This window comes from Mesorhizobium sp. WSM4821 (genome assembly GCF_055901555.1).
This window is the reverse complement of sequence record NZ_CM148371.1, coordinates 7,037,016-7,053,786: the sequence shown is the minus strand read 5'-3', so window position 1 is coordinate 7,053,786 and position 16,771 is coordinate 7,037,016. Positions and strand designations below refer to the sequence as shown.

At 61.6% G+C, this 16,771-nt stretch carries 17 protein-coding genes; 3 read left to right on the top strand and 14 right to left on the bottom strand.

The features are described from left to right. Window positions 1-12: 12 nt before the first annotated feature. From AC0NID_RS34350 to AC0NID_RS34300, 11 genes are all read right to left on the bottom strand, one after another. On the bottom strand, window positions 13-609 hold the full coding sequence (locus tag AC0NID_RS34350) for a histidine phosphatase family protein (protein WP_473454984.1): 597 nt from the start codon (window positions 607-609) through the stop codon (window positions 13-15). Continuing rightward, window positions 606-1,709 (bottom strand): inositol-3-phosphate synthase, encoded by a 1,104-nt coding sequence (locus AC0NID_RS34345; protein ID WP_473455076.1) that lies wholly within the window; start codon window positions 1,707-1,709, stop codon window positions 606-608. Before AC0NID_RS34345 ends, AC0NID_RS34350 begins: the two co-directional genes overlap by 4 nt. A gap of 159 nt (window positions 1,710-1,868) precedes the next feature. Then, window positions 1,869-2,018, bottom strand: coding sequence for a hypothetical protein (locus AC0NID_RS34340; protein WP_473454983.1), 150 nt, complete (start codon window positions 2,016-2,018; stop codon window positions 1,869-1,871). A 161-nt stretch (window positions 2,019-2,179) separates the two neighbouring features. Continuing rightward, window positions 2,180-3,223, bottom strand: coding sequence for a UDP-glucuronic acid decarboxylase family protein (locus AC0NID_RS34335; protein WP_473455075.1), 1,044 nt, complete (start codon window positions 3,221-3,223; stop codon window positions 2,180-2,182). Window positions 3,224-3,246: 23 nt separating this feature from the next. Then, window positions 3,247-4,356, bottom strand: a complete 1,110-nt coding sequence (locus AC0NID_RS34330; RefSeq protein ID WP_473454982.1) for a CgeB family protein — start codon at window positions 4,354-4,356, stop codon at window positions 3,247-3,249. Continuing rightward, entirely contained in the window at window positions 4,353-5,447 is a 1,095-nt protein-coding gene (locus AC0NID_RS34325; protein ID WP_473454981.1) for a CgeB family protein, read from the bottom strand. The genes AC0NID_RS34330 and AC0NID_RS34325 overlap by 4 nt, the downstream gene beginning before the upstream one ends. Continuing rightward, the gene (locus AC0NID_RS34320; RefSeq protein ID WP_473454980.1) at window positions 5,444-6,574 is read right to left on the bottom strand and encodes a CgeB family protein; all 1,131 of its coding nucleotides are present in this window, start codon (window positions 6,572-6,574) and stop codon (window positions 5,444-5,446) included. Before AC0NID_RS34320 ends, AC0NID_RS34325 begins: the two co-directional genes overlap by 4 nt. A 2-nt stretch (window positions 6,575-6,576) precedes the next feature. Continuing rightward, the gene (locus AC0NID_RS34315) at window positions 6,577-7,677 is read right to left on the bottom strand and encodes a glycosyltransferase family 4 protein (RefSeq protein WP_473454979.1); all 1,101 of its coding nucleotides are present in this window, start codon (window positions 7,675-7,677) and stop codon (window positions 6,577-6,579) included. Further along, complete coding sequence (locus tag AC0NID_RS34310) at window positions 7,662-8,954, bottom strand: TIGR04295 family B12-binding domain-containing radical SAM protein (RefSeq protein ID WP_473454978.1); 1,293 nt, start codon at window positions 8,952-8,954, stop codon at window positions 7,662-7,664. The genes AC0NID_RS34315 and AC0NID_RS34310 overlap by 16 nt, the downstream gene beginning before the upstream one ends. Then, window positions 8,951-10,024: an NAD-dependent epimerase/dehydratase family protein gene (locus AC0NID_RS34305; protein WP_473454977.1), complete on the bottom strand. Its 1,074-nt coding sequence runs from the start codon at window positions 10,022-10,024 to the stop codon at window positions 8,951-8,953. Before AC0NID_RS34305 ends, AC0NID_RS34310 begins: the two co-directional genes overlap by 4 nt. Further along, window positions 10,021-11,127 carry an NAD-dependent epimerase/dehydratase family protein gene (locus AC0NID_RS34300; RefSeq protein WP_473454976.1) on the bottom strand — a complete coding sequence of 369 codons (1,107 nt, stop codon included), beginning with the start codon at window positions 11,125-11,127 and terminating at the stop codon, window positions 10,021-10,023. Before AC0NID_RS34300 ends, AC0NID_RS34305 begins: the two co-directional genes overlap by 4 nt. A gap of 274 nt (window positions 11,128-11,401) precedes the next feature. Here AC0NID_RS34300 and AC0NID_RS34295 point away from each other — a divergent pair, with 274 nt between their 5' ends. After that, on the top strand, window positions 11,402-11,674 hold the full coding sequence (locus AC0NID_RS34295) for a hypothetical protein (RefSeq protein ID WP_473454975.1): 273 nt from the start codon (window positions 11,402-11,404) through the stop codon (window positions 11,672-11,674). 37 nt (window positions 11,675-11,711) lie between these two features. Here the strand turns inward: AC0NID_RS34295 and AC0NID_RS34290 are convergent, their stop codons facing one another. After that, entirely contained in the window at window positions 11,712-12,416 is a 705-nt protein-coding gene (locus tag AC0NID_RS34290) for a response regulator (RefSeq protein WP_473522278.1), read from the bottom strand. Window positions 12,417-12,651: 235 nt separating this feature from the next. Between AC0NID_RS34290 and AC0NID_RS34285 the strand changes: the two genes are divergently transcribed. Together AC0NID_RS34285 and AC0NID_RS34280 are read left to right on the top strand one after the other, a co-directional pair. Then, window positions 12,652-15,753: a CheR family methyltransferase gene (locus AC0NID_RS34285; protein ID WP_473454973.1), complete on the top strand. Its 3,102-nt coding sequence runs from the start codon at window positions 12,652-12,654 to the stop codon at window positions 15,751-15,753. Beyond that, window positions 15,750-16,109 carry a response regulator gene (locus AC0NID_RS34280; RefSeq protein ID WP_473454972.1) on the top strand — a complete coding sequence of 120 codons (360 nt, stop codon included), beginning with the start codon at window positions 15,750-15,752 and terminating at the stop codon, window positions 16,107-16,109. The genes AC0NID_RS34285 and AC0NID_RS34280 overlap by 4 nt, the downstream gene beginning before the upstream one ends. Here AC0NID_RS34280 and AC0NID_RS34275 read toward each other — a convergent pair. Beyond that, on the bottom strand, window positions 16,106-16,516 hold the full coding sequence (locus AC0NID_RS34275) for a GFA family protein (protein WP_473454971.1): 411 nt from the start codon (window positions 16,514-16,516) through the stop codon (window positions 16,106-16,108). The two genes, AC0NID_RS34280 and AC0NID_RS34275, sit on opposite strands and share 4 nt — an antisense overlap. 6 nt (window positions 16,517-16,522) lie before the next feature. Continuing rightward, window positions 16,523-16,762, bottom strand: a complete 240-nt coding sequence (locus tag AC0NID_RS34270; RefSeq protein ID WP_473454970.1) for a hypothetical protein — start codon at window positions 16,760-16,762, stop codon at window positions 16,523-16,525. Between the last annotated feature and the right edge of the window lie 9 nt (window positions 16,763-16,771).

Sequence of the window (16,771 nt, the reverse complement as noted above, 5' to 3'; positions counted from 1 at the left end):
CGGCAGTCCTCGTCAGGCGGCTTCGTTCAATCGGATCAGCTTGGAGCCCCAGTCACCGGAGACGACCGTCGTAATCGAAGCGGGGTCGATGTCGAACCGAAAACAGTCTCCCAGCGGCAAGCCGAGCACCTTGCAGACGGCGGCCTTGATCACGTCGGCGTGGCTGACCAGAGCCACGGACTGGTTCCGGTAGCGTTCGCGAAGGTGCTGCATCAGCGAGATGACACGTTGCTGCACGTCCAGCATGGTCTCGCCGCCGGGCGTCCTCGCCTGCTGACGTCGACTGTTCCACACCCGCCAGTCGGCGTCCTGGCTCAACTCTTCGAAAGTCTTCCCCGACCACACGCCGAAGTCGATCTCGTCGAGCTCCTGGCAGATTGTGATCGTATCGGGGCTGCAGGCGATTGCGATCGGTTTTGCGGTTTCCAGCGTTCGTTCGCGAGGGCTGCAACAGATGACTGCCAGCGGCTCCGGTGCCATGTGGTTGGCCACGCGCAAGGCTTGTGCCCTGCCGGTTTCGCCAAGGCAAACTCCAGCCATGCGTCCTACAAGATAGTCGCCGACATTGTCATGCGCCGCATGACGGATCAAAAAGAAGGTCGTCGTCATTCCGCGGCGTCGAGCATCGACTCGTCCCTCCCGGCGATGAAAGAAAGCGTATGCAGGCGTGCCTCGGCATCGGTGAACTGCTCGGGCGGCGACTTCATGAAGTAGCTGCAGGGACCGGTCAGAGCTCCTGCGATGCCGCGGTCAAGCGCCAGCTTGGCGCAGCGGACAGCGTCGATAACGACCCCGGCCGAGTTGGGCGAATCCCATACTTCCAGCTTGAGCTCTGCATTCAGAGGCACGCCTCCGAAGGTCGTGCCTTCGACGCGGATGTAGGCCCACTTTCGATCGGTAAGCCAGGGCACATGGTCGCTGGGGCCGACATGGATGTTGCCGGCCTCCAGGGGCACGTCGATCTGGCTCGTTACGGATTGTGTCTTTGAAATCTTCTTCGATTCCAGCCGCTCGCGTTCCAGCATGTTGAGGAAATCGGTGTTGCCGCCGAAATTCAGCTGATAGGTGCGGTCGATGCGGACGCCGCGCTCGCGGAATAGATTGGCAAGCAGCCGGTGCACGATTGTCGCGCCGACCTGGCTTTTGATGTCGTCGCCGATCAATGGCAGGCCACGCTGTTCGAACCGCTGGCGCCATTCCGGCCGCGATGCAATAAAAACCGGTATGCAGTTGACGAAGGCGCAGCCTGCCTCGAGCGCACACTCGGCATAATAGCGCGTAGCCTCTTCCGAGCCGACCGGCAGATATGAGATCAGTACATCTGTGCCGCTTTGCCGAAGGAGCGCGCTGATATTCGCGACCGGCTCCTCGGCCTCCTCGATCTCATCGCGCAGGTATTTACCGATGCCATCCAGTGTTGGTCCGCGCTCGACATGAACGCCGGTTGGCGCGACATCGGCAAAGCGGAACGTGTTGTTGGGCGCATTGTATATGGCTTCCGCCACATCACGCCCAACCTTGCCCTTGGCGACGTCGAAAGCACAGGCCACCTCGATGTCATCGACATGATAGCCGCCGAGATCGGCATGCATCAGGCCGGGTATAGGCTCATTGCCTCTGGCGTCTCGATAATATGAGAGGCCCTGGACGAGGGAAGACGCGCAATTGCCGACGCCGGCTATGCCAATCCGTACCTTGTTCGATCCCACGAAACTGCCGCCATCGTTGTTGAAGGTAAGTTCCTCGCGCCGAACTGCCAGCGGGAAGGAATGTTCCTTGCGACCTGGAAAAATCACGAACTCCATGGCTGGATCCAAGCCGCGCCGCTTTTGAGACTTACTCAGCGATCGACGCGCGAGCGCGCAGCCTCAGTCGAGCTTTCGCAGCATATCCGCTTCTTTTTCCAGGATGGTGGCCACTTCCTCGCGCTCAAGATGCGTCATCATCAGGCTCACACAGCATTCAAGGTAGGTGATCGAGGCGCGTCTCAGAAAGGCAGCGGTTTCCCTTTCGGCCATTTGCTCGATATCCTTGGCGGATTGTCTTTCACGCACGGGCCGTCCTCCATGCTGGTATCATCGCCCAACGGCGAGCGCGGCTGGATGTTCCCATAATTGGTGAGATCGCGCGTTCGGACGGTCTCACATTCCATGCCCGAGCGCGGCCCTCTCCCGTGGCTTCAGGCCGGCAGGTTTTGCAGTCGGCCTGGAGCGGACCTCGCGCTTGTCGCTGCAGGGGGAATTCGATCCCCGATCCGATTGGCTTCGAGTTGAAAATAGCTGATCGTCTGCATCAGGCCTTGCCTGAGCGGCACCTTTGGCGACCAATTGAGAAGGGTTTTTGCTCGGGAAATGTCCGGTTGCCGCCGGCGAGGGTCGTCTTGCGGCAGTGGCAGGAATTTGAAGGCTGACTTGCTATGGGTCATATCTCTCACCAATCCGGCCAGTTGAAGGACGGTGAATTCCCCGGGATTGCCCAAATTGACCGCTTGGCGCGGATTCGAAGCGATATTCATAAGGCGAACCAGACCGTCAATCAGATCGGAGACGTAGCAGAACGATCTGGTTTGCAGCCCGTCGCCGAATATCGTCATTGGTCGCCTCTCGAGGGCCTGCATCACCAGGTTCGAGACGATCCGGCCGTCCGCAGGATCCATGCGAGGGCCATAGGTGTTGAAGATGCGCGCGACCCGGATGTCCGCCATTTCGGCTCTCAGATAGTCGAAGCACAGGGTTTCTGCGGTTCGTTTGCCCTCATCATAACAGGCGCGCGGACCGGTGCAGTTCACGTGACCGAAATAGTCTTCCCTTTGCGGGTGCTGTTCGGGATCGCCATACACTTCGCTTGTCGATGCCTGCACGAAGCGCGCACAGTTTTGGGCGGCGAGCTCAAGCAGATTTAGCGTTCCGATCACGCAGGTTCGCGTGGTGTGTACCGGATCGGCTTGGTAGCGCGGCGGTGACGCGGCGCACGCAAGATTGAAAATGCGGTCCACAGGCTCAGTAAGGTCCAATGGTCGGCAAATATCCTGCTCGATCAAGCGGAAACGAGGGCGGTCCATGATCGAGATGATGTTATCAATTCGACCGGTAAGGAAATTGTCCACACAGATCACACGGTACCCGGCCTGAAGCAGTGTTTCGCAAAGATGCGAACCGAGGAAACCCGCGCCACCGGCGACAAGCGCCGTCTTGGTCCGTTGCGTCCTTCTTGATTGCCGCATCTCTATTTTCTCCTGTCTGCCAGTCATGCTGCACTTTCAATGTTCAGATCGAGGGCCCGAGGTGCCGATCTTGGCCGCGCCAGCAGCGAAACGAATTCGCGGGCTCTCGCGGCGCCGGTATGTGCTGCCAGGATCGTTTCGCGTGCCCGCTTGGCTATAGCCAGCCTGGCGCGGTCGGACTGCCCGGATAGTATGTCGATCACGTCTTCGGCTTGGCTGGCCGTGTTGATCGTGGCTGTCGGAAAGAAGCTATCTAGACCTGTCCAGCGATCGCTGATGATCGTCGTGCCACAGGCAGCCGCCTCGAAAAGACGTACGCTGGGAGACCATCCAGCCGCTATCATGGAGCTGCGCGTGACGTTCAACGTGTAGCGCTGGCGGCTGTAGAAGGCGGCGTGGTCCGCCGGCGGCAAGTGCTCGATGCGATCGACATTGCTCGGCCAAACGGTCTCAGATGGGAATTGCGAGCCGGCCACGACGAAGCGGCGGTCCGGCATGCGTCTTGCCGGTTCAAGCAGGAGTGCATCCAGCGTCGCCTGCCGGTCAGAGCTGTAGGTGCCGAGGTAGCCAAGGTCCCAGCAGATCGGATCGGCAGTTCGGCGATGCCGCTCCGGGTCGACGGAGCAGTAGAGCGGCTCGGCGCGGCGTGCACCGAAGTCCGCCACCAAACGGGCGAGCGTTGGCCCGCCGGCGAATGAGAAATAGACGTCGAAATACGGAACCTGCCGTCGGCACATGTAGTCGCAATCATCCGCGGCGAGCTTTGCCAAAGTGACTGGCGTGTCGATGTCGTAAAAGCAGAACTGGCCCGTGCACAGGGATGCGACGATGTCGACGACTGTTCGCCCCTCTGGGACGAAGGACCCAACCACCACGATATCGGCTTGTTTCAGGCAGCGAGCATAGGTGCGACGAAGATCGTTCGTCGTTTCGTAGTAGCGCAACGTGCAGAAATTCGGGTCGCGCAGATCGCGATGGCTTGCGTACCACGGTACGTCGCGCTCGAGGAAGGTGACGCGATGGCCGAGCTCGTGCAGGCCCTTCAGCAACCCGCGAAAGGTCGTGGCGTGGCCGTTTCCCCATGAAGAGGACAAAGACAGGCCAAGAAAGACGATATCGAGCCGCTTGGTCATTCCGCTGCCTCCACCGTGGGGCGCTCGAAATGACGCTTGAAGACAGCGTCGGCCACAGCTGCCCTTAACGCATAGGTATGCTCGGCGAGAACACGCCGAAGCGCTGATGCGCCGATCGCCTTTGCCCGCTCGGGTGTAAGGGTTCGCATGATTTCGGCGACATCGTTGCCGTCGCGCGCCACCAGGATCTCTTCCCCAGGGACCAGGAACAATTCGACGCCGAGCCAGGCGTCGGTGATGAGGCATGCGCCGGCACCTGCAGCCTCGAAGACGCGCGTGGCAGGTGAATAGCCGTTGGCTGCCATGCTGTCGCGGCTGATGTTCAGCACCGCCTTAGGCGTGACGTTGAACGCATTATGGTCGCGCGTGCCGACGTGGCCGAGCCATGCAACATTTGCAGGAAGCTGCTTGTCACCCCAACCCGATCCGCCGAGCAGGAAATGCTGATCGCCCGATCGGCCGGCCGGATCGAGAAAGAAGGCTTCGACGCGTGCTTCGCGGTCCGGCAGGCGGTTGCCGAGAAAAGCGAGGTCGCAAGCGAAACGGTTGTCTTTCGCCACCGGATGATGCGTCTCGGGATCGAGCGCATTGTAGATCGGCACGCACTCGGCCGCCCCCAGCGCACGATAGGCCCAGACGACCGGATCGCCGCCGCCATAGGTGAGGACAAGGTCGATCTCCCGCAACGCACAGTGCAGGGGGTGGTCCGGCTCGTCGCGCAACTGGCCCAGAGTAGCCGGCGCGTCGACATCCCAGAATACCGTCAGCGAATCGGCGTGGGCGTGGTCGAGCACGGCGCGCAGCAGCGCTTCGTCCTCGAAGCCCACTCCGCTCGCCTTGACGACGATGTCGGCTTCGCCCGCGCGTGCCGCCACCTGCATCAGCGCGTGCGTGTTCGCCTCGTAGACGACGACACTGCACCAGTCCGGTGCCTCGATATCGCGGTTCTTCTGCCTGTCGTAGACGTCCGGTTCATAGAAAGTGATCTCGTAGCCGAGCTGAGAAAGCGCCTTGAGCAATCCGCGGTAGTAGGTCGCCGCGCCGTTCCAATAGGACGACAGCAGGCTCGACCCATAAAATGCGATCTTCATGCGAAGCTCTCCTCTATGGCGATGGGATCGATGGCTTGGCGATTCCCGCATTGGGCGAGTACGTCGAACAACTCTTTCGCCCGGTGACGGCAAGTGTGTCGCGTCCGGATGGTTTCGAGGCCGGACCTCGCGAGAGAGGCGGCCAAGTCAGCGTCGCCCAGCACGTCGCGCAGAAGATGGCGCATCTCGGTTCCGTCGCGCGCGAAAAGGAAGTCAGTGCCTGGCCTGAAGAGGTGTTCGGCATCGGTCCAAGGCGCCGAAACGAGCGGGATGCCACAGGCGAGCGCCTCGAACATGCGGATCGTCGGGATTCCGGGTAAACTCTCTCGGTAGGGACGTCGCGGGATGTGGACGGTAACGCGATGGGCCGCGAATGCCTTGGGCACGTCGGCATTGGCAATCCAGCCCTCGTAATCCAGACCGGCGGCGGCAAGATCGGCGAGCGCTTCGCGTGGATAGCGTACGCCGTGAACGGTGCCACGCAGGTCAAGTTCTTCCACCGCGTCGATCAGGAATTCCTTGATTTCGGCGCTGCGCTCGTCGTCGCCCCAATTGCCGATCCAGATCACGTCCGATTTAGGGGTGATTTCCGGGTGCGGCTTGAACAGATGCTCATCCGCCGCCTCGTGCCAGGTGAAAGCACGTTTGCCCCAACCGGCACGAAGGTAGCTTTCCCGCAGCGCTTCGCCGAAGGCGAGCACACCGTCGTAATGCTCCAGCCGCAGAGCCGAGATCGTCTGCGTCGCAGAGACGGCGCGATGGTGGGTGTCATGGAACAGAAGCGTGAAGCCGCCTCCGTCCGCCTTTGCCCTGCCGATGCGCCCGACAAGCTCCGGGTCGGTCCATTCGTGGACGATCACCACATTGGAATCGGCAATCCAGCTTTCATGGTCGAAGGAGGCGTCGTAGGTCACCGGCACCAGTTCCGGAAAATCCTTTCTGAAGCGCTCGACCGCGAAAGAGCCCTTCTCCGCCAGCAGGTTCGAACGGCTCCAGCCGTCTGCGGGCTCGAGGGCGATCGCCTGATGCCCGCGCGCAACAAGCTCCCGCATGATGCCGCGCAGGAAATGCGCGTTGCCGTGGTTCCAGTCCGAAACGACGGAATGGGTGTAGAACAAAAACCGCATCGTCAGCGTTCCGCAACGGCCAGCGCGGCCCGATCGTAGATGTCGCGCATGGCGACCGCTTGTCTTGCCGGTGAAAACTTGTGCGCACGGCGTGCGGCGGCTTCGCCGAGCCGGCGCCTGAACTCGGCGTCGCAAGAGAGACGATCAATACATCTGGCGAGATCGCGTGGATCATGGACCTGGTAGAACATAGCCGCGCCGTCCCACAATTCGCGATAGGTGGTGATGTCGGCAAGCACCAGAGGTGTCGAGGATGTGGCGGCCTCCAGCACCGCAAGGCCGAAGGGTTCATAGACGGACGGCGATACGAAGATGCCGGCCCGCGCCATCAACAGACGCACCTCATCGTGGCAGACAGAACCAAGAGGGACGACGTTGCTGAAATCGGCGCGTTGGCCATCGGCGCCCCGCAGCGGCCCGGCAGCAAAGACGGGCCATTTGGTCAGCGCTGCCGCCTGGTCCAGCGTAGCTGCGTTCTTTCCTTCATCCCACCAGCGCGCGGCGGCGAGAACCACGGCCTCGCGCCTCTGTGCCTTTGGACCCGGCCGCGTGCCGTTGCTGACGACGCTCAGGCGGGCGATCGGTCCGTAGCAGGCCTCCAGCATGTCGGCATGGCTGCGGCTGGGGGCGATTACCGCATTTGCCCAATCGAAACCGCGTCTGTTGCGGCCCTTCTGCCAGCCCCATTCGCCGTCCACGGCCTGTCCTCTGACGGCGCGGAGCCACGTCACGACGCAGGAATGCGAGACCGCCACGATCGGGCACGGCACATCCAGTCCCACGGCCTGCGTCGGCGCATTGAGATGGATGAGGTCGATCGCATAGTCACGAACAAGTGGCACTAGTTCCTGCGGCAACCTGTCCAGATCGTCCTCATTCCTGGTCGTCCAGTCCGGCGGTGTCTTGAGCCATGCCAGGGCTGCGAAAGCCTGCGCCTCCTTCACCTGCTCCTCGGACGGCTCCGGACCTAATCCGGCGAGCACGATGCTGTCGCCGCCCTGAGCCAGCTCCCGCGCCAGATCAAGCGCGTAGCGCCAGACGCCACCGACGGCATCGACGGTCATCAGGATTCGCCGCGAACGCCGGATCAGTGGCTGCAACATGTGGCCTCCAACTCGGCCAGTGCACGTGGGCGCTTCTCCTGGATGTCGCTGAATGTCCGGAACGACGCCAGATAATGCTCGTGCGCTCGCTCCCAGGCGAGATCGTCCGGCTCGCCCCAAATCTCGCGGTAGCTGGGTGAACTAGGGTAGGGATAGAGCGGCACCGGTTCGTTGGCCCACACACCGCGGTCAATGAGGTGCTTGCGCCAATGATCGACCAAAGCGGGATCGTCCTCGACCACGCCGATCAGATTGGCCTGTACGAACGGAACGTGACGTCGTGCATCGACCAGCAGCGCGGCCAGTTCCTCGGTACCCAGCCGGCAACGCTTTGCCAGCATGGCCCGGCCTTCGACGGTCAGGCTTTCAAGGCCGGCCTCGATCGAAACGCAGCCGGCAGCCCCTAGCAATTCGAGGAGCTCCGGCTTCCAGAGATCGATGCGGGTCTGCACGCCGAACCTGACGTCGCGATCTACCAAGGCTTCCAGCAGCGCCTTCTGCGGCAGGAAGATCTCGTCGATGAAGTAGATGTAGCCGACGCCTTGTTCGATCAGGCGGTCGATTTCCGCCATGACCGCATCGTGGTTCCGGCGGCGGTAGGCGTCGCGGAAATCGATCTTGGCGCAGAAGCTGCAATTGTAGGGGCAGCCGCGGGACGCCTCGACCTCCGCTCCGAAACCCGCCTGATTGTCGTCGAATCTGTGGTGATGGTGCGGATGGGCGGCAATCCAGTCGGACGGCCAACTGAGGGGCGGATGACCGACGAAGGAACTGGTGTGGACGCCCCCATTGCCGACAAGTTTTCCCTCGTGGAGATGAGCGGTGTGGGGTAGCGCGCTCCACTCGTCACGGCTGGCGATTTCCGCGACGATTTCTTCGCATTCGCCGCGCACGACGACGTCGACGCCAAGTTTGCGCAGCGTCGGCGTCGGCGTCGCCGAGCCGTGCGGTCCGACAGCGACGGTGCGGCCGCCGCGCCCGGCGAGGCGGTTGAGGAAATCGGCAGGCACGCGCAGCTCCGGCGGCGCGCAACGCCAGAACAGATAAGTCGGCGCCGTGCTGACCACCGTCATGGTCGGCGCGAAGGCGGCGACGCGATCGGCAAGCGCCGCGTTGTCAAGCTTCTGGATTTGACCGTCCAGCATCAGCACCTCATGGCCATCGGCCTCCAGCAGGGCTTTCGAGTAGCCCAGTTCCAGCGGCAGATGCGGCTGGCGGCAGCCGAAATAGATACTGTCCTCGTAGCTCCAGAACGGATTGACCAGGGCGACTTTCATGCCACGCACCTCGCGGCTTCGGCTTGAGGCTCAAGGCGATGACGCTGCAGCCAGTCGGCGAGATCGCGGATCCCGTCGCGCCAGGAAACATGAGCTTGCCAGCCGAGCGTCGCTTCTATCCTGCGGGTGTCGGCCACGAAGAAGGGCTGATCGCCGGTGCGTTCCCGGCCGTAGAGGATCGAAAGCGTGCGACCGGTCATCTCGCCGATCTCATTGAGCAGCATGCGCAGGCTGACGGCGTTTTTCGGTCCGCCGCCGAGATTGAATGCCTCCCCCTTGATGTCCTCGATCCGGGCAAGCACCCCGCGATAGGCCGCAACGGCATCGGAGACATGAAGGATGTCGCGCACTTGCTTCCCGTTGCCGTAGATCGTGATCGGCCGGCCGGAAAGAGCGCTGAGCAGAAAATGTGCGACCCAGCCCTGGTCTTCCGTGCCGAACTGGCGCGGTCCATAGATGCAACTCATGCGCAGGACCGCCGTCGGCAGGTCGTACGACTTGGCATAGTCGAGCACATATTGATCCGCCGCGCCTTTGGAGCAGCCATAGGGCGTGCAGAAGTCGAGACCAAAGGTCTCGGCTATGCCGTTGGTGCGTATGCCGGCGTCGCAGGGCACGCACTGGTCTTCTTCTTCTCGCACGGCGACATTGGGCAGGCCGCCGTAGACTTTGTTGGTGCTGGCGAAGATCACCGGGATGCGCTTGCCGCTCCGGCGGGCGGCTTCCAGGATGTTGAACGTCCCGCGAAGATTGATTTCGAAATCTTCGCTTGGCTGAACGAGGCTCGTGGTGACGGCGGTCTGCGCGGCAAGATGGAATATCGCCCTGGAGTGCGCCACAAGCGGTGCCAGGACGTCCGCGTCCCGGACATCGGCGGTTTCCACGGCAAGTTGACTACCGTGCTTCTGCGCCAGCCAAGCCAGATTCTGCTCAACGCCCGGACGGCTGAGATTGTCTACGATCAGCACCGGCAGCCCATCCGATAACAGGCTGTCGGCGAGGTTTGAACCGATGAAGCCGCTGCCGCCGACGATGGTGACCGGCGCTTCGCGAAAACGATCCAGCCTCATGACACCAGCCCCCGCTCTTCGAGTTCCCGTTTCATGTCGGCGCCGCGGTCGATGGCGACCGTGTTGCGCACCCATGCGACGAACTCGTCGAGGGAGTGCTCCAGCCGGTGCTGCGGCTCGAAGCCGAGCAATTCGCGCGCCTTGGAAATGTCGGCGAAGCAGTTGCGAATATCGCCGGTGCGCGCCTTGCCCAGGATTTCAGGCTGACGCTCCGGCACACCCATTGCGTCGGCGAGCAGCCGCGCGACCTCGCTGATCGCATAGGCCTTTCCGCTGCCGATGTTGATGACGTGGCCGCGTGCCTGGCGCTGTTCCAAGGCTAGGCGAAAGGCGCGGGCGACGTCTCGCACATGGACGAAATCGCGTTTCTGCTCGCCATCTTCGAAGATCATCGGCCGCTGGCCATTGGCGAGCCGTGAGGCGAAGTTTGCCAGGACGCCGGTATACGGATTTGAGAGCGCCTGTCCGGCGCCGAAGACGTTGAACAGGCGCAGCGCCACCGCATCGGCGCCGTAGGCGTCCCCGAAAATCAGCACCGCGCGCTCCTGGGCATATTTTGTCAGCGCATAGATCGAGGCAAGATCGACCGGCTTTTCCTCGTCCGTCGGCAGAGGCGACAGCGCTTCACCCTGCATCGACAGCAAATTCCATCGGCCGCTCTTGATGTCGCTCGGCTGGCGCCGTGCATTGTCGACACGCCGGCCGTCCGGCGTGCCATAGAGGCCCTCGCCGTAGACGCTCATCGATGAGGCGACAACGATCCGCCCAACCGGATGTTTGATCAGTGCTTCAAGCAGGGTAGCGGTGCCGAGGTCGTTTGCGCCGACATAGCGGGCGATCTCGTACATCGACTGGCCGACGCCGACCTCGGCCGCCAGATGGAGGACGGCGTCGACGCCCTGGAGCGCCTCGGCGACAGCGTCGCGATCGCGAACGTCGCCCTTGATCAGTTCGGCTCCCGCCGGCAGGCTGATCGCCTCGCCCCCGTGCACCTGTTCCAGCAGCGCATCGAGAATGCAGACGGCATAACCCTGTTCGACGAGTTCCTGGACGACGTGGCGGCCGATGAAGCCGCAACCTCCGGTAACCAGTATGCGTTCCACGACAACTCCTTGTGCAGATGGCCTTGGCGCCCCGAACTGTTTGACAAAAGGTTTGTTCCCTCTCCTTCAACAAAGATGGTTTGGGGGTCCCTCAATCCGAGGTGAACGCGCCGCGAACAAGCCTCGGGTGCGTTGGAACATTGCAGCCCGCTTGGGGTTAGGCGCTCATCCGGCCGTATTTGGAAGCAAAGGACAGGCAGGAGCTGTCCTCCAAGCGGTGGCGCGCACAGCAAGCCAAACCGGCCGCGAAAGTTCAGATCGAAAGGAGATTTCAATGTCTGAATCGAAGACGACCACCAATCACGACGAGATCCGCCAGTGGGCCGAAGATCGGGGTGGCCGACCTGCGGTTGTGCGAACCAGGGGCGAGGGCGGCATCCTGCGGATCGATTTTGGAGAGCCCGAGGAGGAGTTCGAAGCCATCGAATGGGGCGAGTTCTTCCGGATTTTCGACCAGAACGATCTGGCCTTCCTCTACCAGGACGAAACCGGCGGTGGCAAAAAAAGCCGGTTCAACAAGTTCATCGAACGTAACCAGAGCGGCTGATAGGCTTCTACGTCGATGGTTGCCGATCGGTCGCGCTTCAGTGCAACAGGTTCATTCCGCTCGATCTGGCGAGACTTCGCATAATTCCGTTCAGCCAATCTTCGGTCGACACGCCGGCCCGCCTCCTGTCGATCTCGCCGATGGCTCGCTCCAGCGTTCGCTCGACCAGCCGGTCCGAAGCGCCAACGTCGCCCAGAAGCAGGCGCGCCGCGAGCCTGAGCTTAGGCAAAAGTGAAAACACGTTGTCAGACAAATTCACTGGAGAGACCGGAGGGAACAAGGCGTCGAAGATGGCGTGGCTATCCAATGATTTTCGAAGATTGCTGGCGTGGCGCAGACGTTCCGGGATGACGATATCCTCGTCGCCGCTGAAGAAAACGAAAGGCACGCCGCGGCGCATCAGTTCATCTGCTATCGGAAACACCCTCCGGCCATTGACATTGACGTCGAGGATCGCCGCCTCAGCCGTCTCGGTATGCGCGGACGCCTGCTCGACTGTCGCCGCAGGGCCAAGGACGACCGCGCCCATATTGCCGAAGTATCTGGCAAGGTCGCCGGCCAATACCCAGTCGTCTTCCACGATCAGGATGTGCACCCCTCGCAGATCGCGCACTTCATTTTCCTCTCTTTGTGCGAGATTTCCAATTGTCCGCGCGAACTCGTTGGGAATGCTGCTGCAAGGCTGCCTGTAATCGTTTCGCCAAAACCAGCATCCGGGGCGGAATGGGCTCAGTTCCAGCAAAGCCCATCAGTTCCGTGGATCGCAGCAACGCTTGTTTTGTCGGCTTTACGTCAGGTGTTCGTTTTGACATTGAAATTACCACAAGGGTTCCAGAAGTTAACGCCTTGTGCACTGACTTGTTCCGGCCCTCTCGTCCGCTATATGCTGGCTTTGCGTTCAGTGCGATCGGGGTTTGGGCCATCTGGCCGCCCTTGTCGTCGAGGCTGTTCAACCAGGGGTTTGCGGTGACACCCGGATGAAGAGATTTCCCATTGTCGGAGTCGGTGCGTCAGCCGGCGGCATTCCTGCCATGGAAGGTCTGTTCAAAGGCGTCAGCGGTCAGCCCGGTTTGGCGTTCGTCATCGTTACCCATCTAAGCCCGGAGCGCGAAAGCCTGCTTCACGAGGTCATCGGGCGTTACACGCAGATGCCGGTCGTAGTCGCCGAGGACGGAATGACAGTCCTCTCCGACCACATTTACGTGATGCCGCAGAACGTCGTTCTCACGATCGAGAAGGGGGTGCTGCACCTGCGGCCGTCCAACGTGCTCAGCCGCGAACGCAAGCCGATCGACATCTTCTTCAGCGCGCTTGCCGAGGATCAGCGCGAATATGCCGTCGGGGTCATTTTGTCGGGCGGCGATTCCGACGGCACGCTGGGCGCAAAGGCGATCAAGGAGCGTGGCGGATTGACGGTCGCCCAAGCCCCCAACGGTCACGGTCCACGTAATCCGGACATGCCGCAAAGTGCGATCTCCAGCGGGCTGGTCGACATTGCGGCGCCTGCCGACGAGATGGGGGCGAAGCTCGAGGGCTTTGCCCGCAGCTTCGATATGCTGAACGGGGTTGCCGACGACGGCAGCGAGAACGGTGCGGCAGACATCGGTCGGCTGCGTGAGGAAATCTACGGCATTCTGCGCGGTCATTCCGGCCACGACTTCTCCGGCTACAAGACCAAGACATTCCTGCGTCGCGTAAAACGGCGCATGCAGATCGCACAGCTTCAGTCGGTTGCAGCCTATGTCGAATGGCTGAAGAAGGACCCGCGCGAATCGATGAACCTCTTTCGTGATCTGCTGATCAACGTCACCGATTTCTTCCGCGATCCCGATGCCTTCAAGCTGCTCGAGGAGAAGATTATCCCACAGCTTTTCGAGGGCAAGACTGCCAGCGACGCCGTCAGGGTTTGGGTGCCTGGCTGCGCCACCGGCGAGGAGGTGTTCTCCATCGGCATGCTGATGCGCGAACATATGGAGACGCTTTCGGTCGTCCCACGCGTCCAGATATTTGCGACTGATATCGATGAGCCGGCACTCGCGGTGGCGCGCGCGGCGCGTTACCCGGCGGCATTGCTGCAGGGGCTCTCGCCCGAACGCAAGCAGCGTTTTTTCAGCAGCGACGGCGACAGTTACTTGCTTGTCAACGAGGTACGGGAACTGTGCGTCTTTTCTCCTCACAGCGTCGTCCGCGACCCGCCGTTTTCGCGCATGGATATGGTTTCATGCCGCAACCTGCTGATCTATTTCGGCTCGAACAACCAGAACCGGGTCATTCCGATCTTCCACTACGCGCTGAAGCCGGGCGGTTACCTTTTCCTCGGCACGTCCGAAAGCATCGGCCAGCACGACAACCTCTTCGCCGTCGTCGATAAGAAGCAGCGCATTTTCCAGGCGCGGGAACATGCCTCGCCCCATATAACCTTGCCGACGCTGATCGGCGACGGCCGTTCGGGCGCCTTTTTGTCGGACGGCATGGGATCGAAGAAAGGGACTGCCAGCTATCGGCTTCGGCAGGCGGTCGAGGCGCAGGTGCTGGAGCGTTTCGCGCCACCGCATGTCCTGGTCAATGGCGAAGGTGATATTGTCTACTATTCGGCCCGCACCGGCAGATATCTCGAAGCGCCACAAGGCATTCCAAGCCGGCAAGTACTGACTTTGGCCCGCCGCGGGCTGCGGCTCGACCTGCGTGCGGCGTTGCGGGAAGCGGTCGCGGCGCGCCGTACCGTGGTGCGGGAAAATGTCATCGTCGATGAGGACGACGAACCGGTCCAGTCGATCAAACTTACTGTCGAGCCTCTGGCGGAACGCGGCAAGGGCGAACAGCTGTATCTTGTCCTGTTCGAACCATCGGGCCCGGCGCAGGCGCGGTCGGACGTGGGGGGCGAGGACCGTGATCGCGAAGGCACTGCGGATCTCGAGCGGGAGCTGCGCGACACGCGCGAGCGACTGCAATCAACGATCGAGGAGTACGAAACCGCGCTGGAAGAAGTGAAATCGTCGAACGAGGAACTCGTCTCCGTCAATGAGGAGGCGCAGTCGACCAACGAGGAGCTTGAGGCGTCGAAGGAGGAGATGCAGTCGCTCAACGAGGAGCTCAACACCATCAATTCGGAACTGACCAGCAAGATAGAGGAGCTCGATCGCGCCAATAGCGACTTGCGCAATCTGTTCGAGAGCACCCAGATCGCAACCATTTTTCTCGACCGCGACCTGGTGGTGCGCACCTTTACTCCTGCGGCCTCGTCTTTCTTCAGCCTGCGTCCATCCGACGTCGGCCGGCCGCTGACCGAGCTTTCGAGTCAGCTCGACTATCCCGAACTGAAACAGCACATCGATGCCGTGTTCGAAACCGGAGAGACCCAGAGCCATCATCCGGCGCGCGACGCACAGGGCCGGGTTCACATGGTTCGCATCAATCCCTATCGCGACAAGGACGATAGAATTCAGGGCGTCGTGGTCACTTTGGTCGACGTCACCTCCTTGGCCGAGGCGGAAGCGCAAAACCAGGTGCTCATTTCAGAGCTGAACCACCGCGTCAAGAACATGCTGGCGGTCGTCGCCAGCATCGCCAACCGCACCCGCGAAAATTCGGAAACGAAGGAGGAGTTCGCCGAGGCGCTGATCGGTCGCTTGCACGCCATGTCGCGGGCTTACGGGCTGGTGTCGAAGGAGCGCTGGAAGGAAGCCGCTATCAACGAACTGTTGCGGCAGGAACTCGAACCTTTCGGCATCGACCGGTTCGAGCTCGACGGCGCTGAAGTGAAGCTCAGTCCGCAACAGGGCCTTTCCCTCAGCATGGCCATACATGAACTGGCGACCAACGCCGCCAAATATGGCGCGCTGTCGAAGCCCCTGGGCAGGGTCGTTGTAAAATGGTCGGGCGAGGGCAATGTCTTCATGCTCGCCTGGCGCGAGAGAGACGGGCCGCCGGTGAGAAAGCCCCAAGCAAACGGTTTCGGGCTTTCGCTGTTGCATGGCGAGATCGGCTATAGGCTGGGCGGAAACGTCGAGATCGCCTTCAATCGTGGCGGCCTTGAGGTCCAGATCACATTTCCCATGACGCGCAAGGAGACGCCATGAGCGACCGGCTGCGCGTTCTGGTGGTCGAGGATGAATGGCTCATCGCCGAGGACATCGCTGCTTGTTTGCGCGCTTCGGGACATCAGGTCGTCGGCCCCGCCCCTTCGGTGGCGGCGGCGCTTCGCCTTATCGGCGAAGATCATGTCGACATGGCGTTGCTGGATGTTCAGCTGAATGACGAGACAAGCCTGGCAATTGCAGAAGAATTGCAAACCCGCGATATTCCGTTCGCGTGTCTGAGCGGATTTGGCCCGCACGATGTTCCATTCGCCTTCGCCAACTTCAAATTTGTTCGCAAGCCGGCAGATCAGGCTGCCATTTTGAGTGCATTGGCAGAATTGGCCCGCACTTCCTAACTTGCTTCATCAGCCTCGTCATGGATCGGAAAGCGATCGCCGGCAAATTGCTCCGCCCAAGGTAATGCCATAAGCCAGTCCTCACGGCGCGTTACCCACAGTTCATACTCCGGAATGAGGTCGCTGGGAGCCATGTCGAGCGAGCCGAGCATGATCTCGGCCTCGTTATCCCGCAGCCAGGCGACATGCGAACCACATTGCGGACAGAAACTGCGTTTGGCGAACGTCTTCATTTCTCCGCTGCCGTGATAGGCGGAGATGGCCCACACGCCGAACGGCGTGAACAAACTGCCGCTGGCGCGGCGGCAATCCTGGCAGTGGCAGATTCCGACGCGCAACGGTGCGCCGCTCACTTTGAAGCGAACGGCGCCGCACAGGCAGCCGCCGTCCCGTTCGAGCCCCGTCACCGGCCTTTAGTCCAGCGGCTTTTCGGACGGTCGCGGCGTGGTGCCTGGCTGGCGCGGCCGGCCGGCATTGCGGTTCGCCACCGGATTGTCCAGCGGAGCAGTCGGTGGTTTCGAGGTGCCGGCAGTCTTCGGGGTCGGCGGCTTCGCTCCCGCATCCATATTGTCGGCGTCCCGCTTTGGATGCGGCAAGCCGTCGGCACTCGCCTGCCGAATTGTCGGCTTCGATGTGGAATTCTCTTTGGCCATGGTATCCCC

Bases quoted from the DNA above. Each gene is read 5' to 3' on its own strand.
- AC0NID_RS34335 (WP_473455075.1), bottom strand. From the start codon at position 3,223: ATGCGGCAATCAAGAAGGACGCAACGGACCAAGACGGCGCTTGTCGCC.
- AC0NID_RS34350 (WP_473454984.1), bottom strand. From the start codon at position 609: ATGACGACGACCTTCTTTTTGATCCGTCATGCGGCGCATGACAATGTC.
- AC0NID_RS34280 (WP_473454972.1), top strand. From the start codon at position 15,750: ATGAGCGACCGGCTGCGCGTTCTGGTGGTCGAGGATGAATGGCTCATC.
- AC0NID_RS34310 (WP_473454978.1), bottom strand. From the start codon at position 8,954: ATGAAAGTCGCCCTGGTCAATCCGTTCTGGAGCTACGAGGACAGTATC.
- AC0NID_RS34315 (WP_473454979.1), bottom strand. From the start codon at position 7,677: ATGTTGCAGCCACTGATCCGGCGTTCGCGGCGAATCCTGATGACCGTC.
- AC0NID_RS34305 (WP_473454977.1), bottom strand. From the start codon at position 10,024: ATGAGGCTGGATCGTTTTCGCGAAGCGCCGGTCACCATCGTCGGCGGC.
- AC0NID_RS34320 (WP_473454980.1), bottom strand. From the start codon at position 6,574: ATGCGGTTTTTGTTCTACACCCATTCCGTCGTTTCGGACTGGAACCAC.
- AC0NID_RS34340 (WP_473454983.1), bottom strand. From the start codon at position 2,018: ATGGCCGAAAGGGAAACCGCTGCCTTTCTGAGACGCGCCTCGATCACC.
- AC0NID_RS34270 (WP_473454970.1), bottom strand. From the start codon at position 16,762: ATGGCCAAAGAGAATTCCACATCGAAGCCGACAATTCGGCAGGCGAGT.
- AC0NID_RS34330 (WP_473454982.1), bottom strand. From the start codon at position 4,356: ATGACCAAGCGGCTCGATATCGTCTTTCTTGGCCTGTCTTTGTCCTCT.
- AC0NID_RS34295 (WP_473454975.1), top strand. From the start codon at position 11,402: ATGTCTGAATCGAAGACGACCACCAATCACGACGAGATCCGCCAGTGG.
- AC0NID_RS34325 (WP_473454981.1), bottom strand. From the start codon at position 5,447: ATGAAGATCGCATTTTATGGGTCGAGCCTGCTGTCGTCCTATTGGAAC.
- AC0NID_RS34285 (WP_473454973.1), top strand. From the start codon at position 12,652: ATGAAGAGATTTCCCATTGTCGGAGTCGGTGCGTCAGCCGGCGGCATT.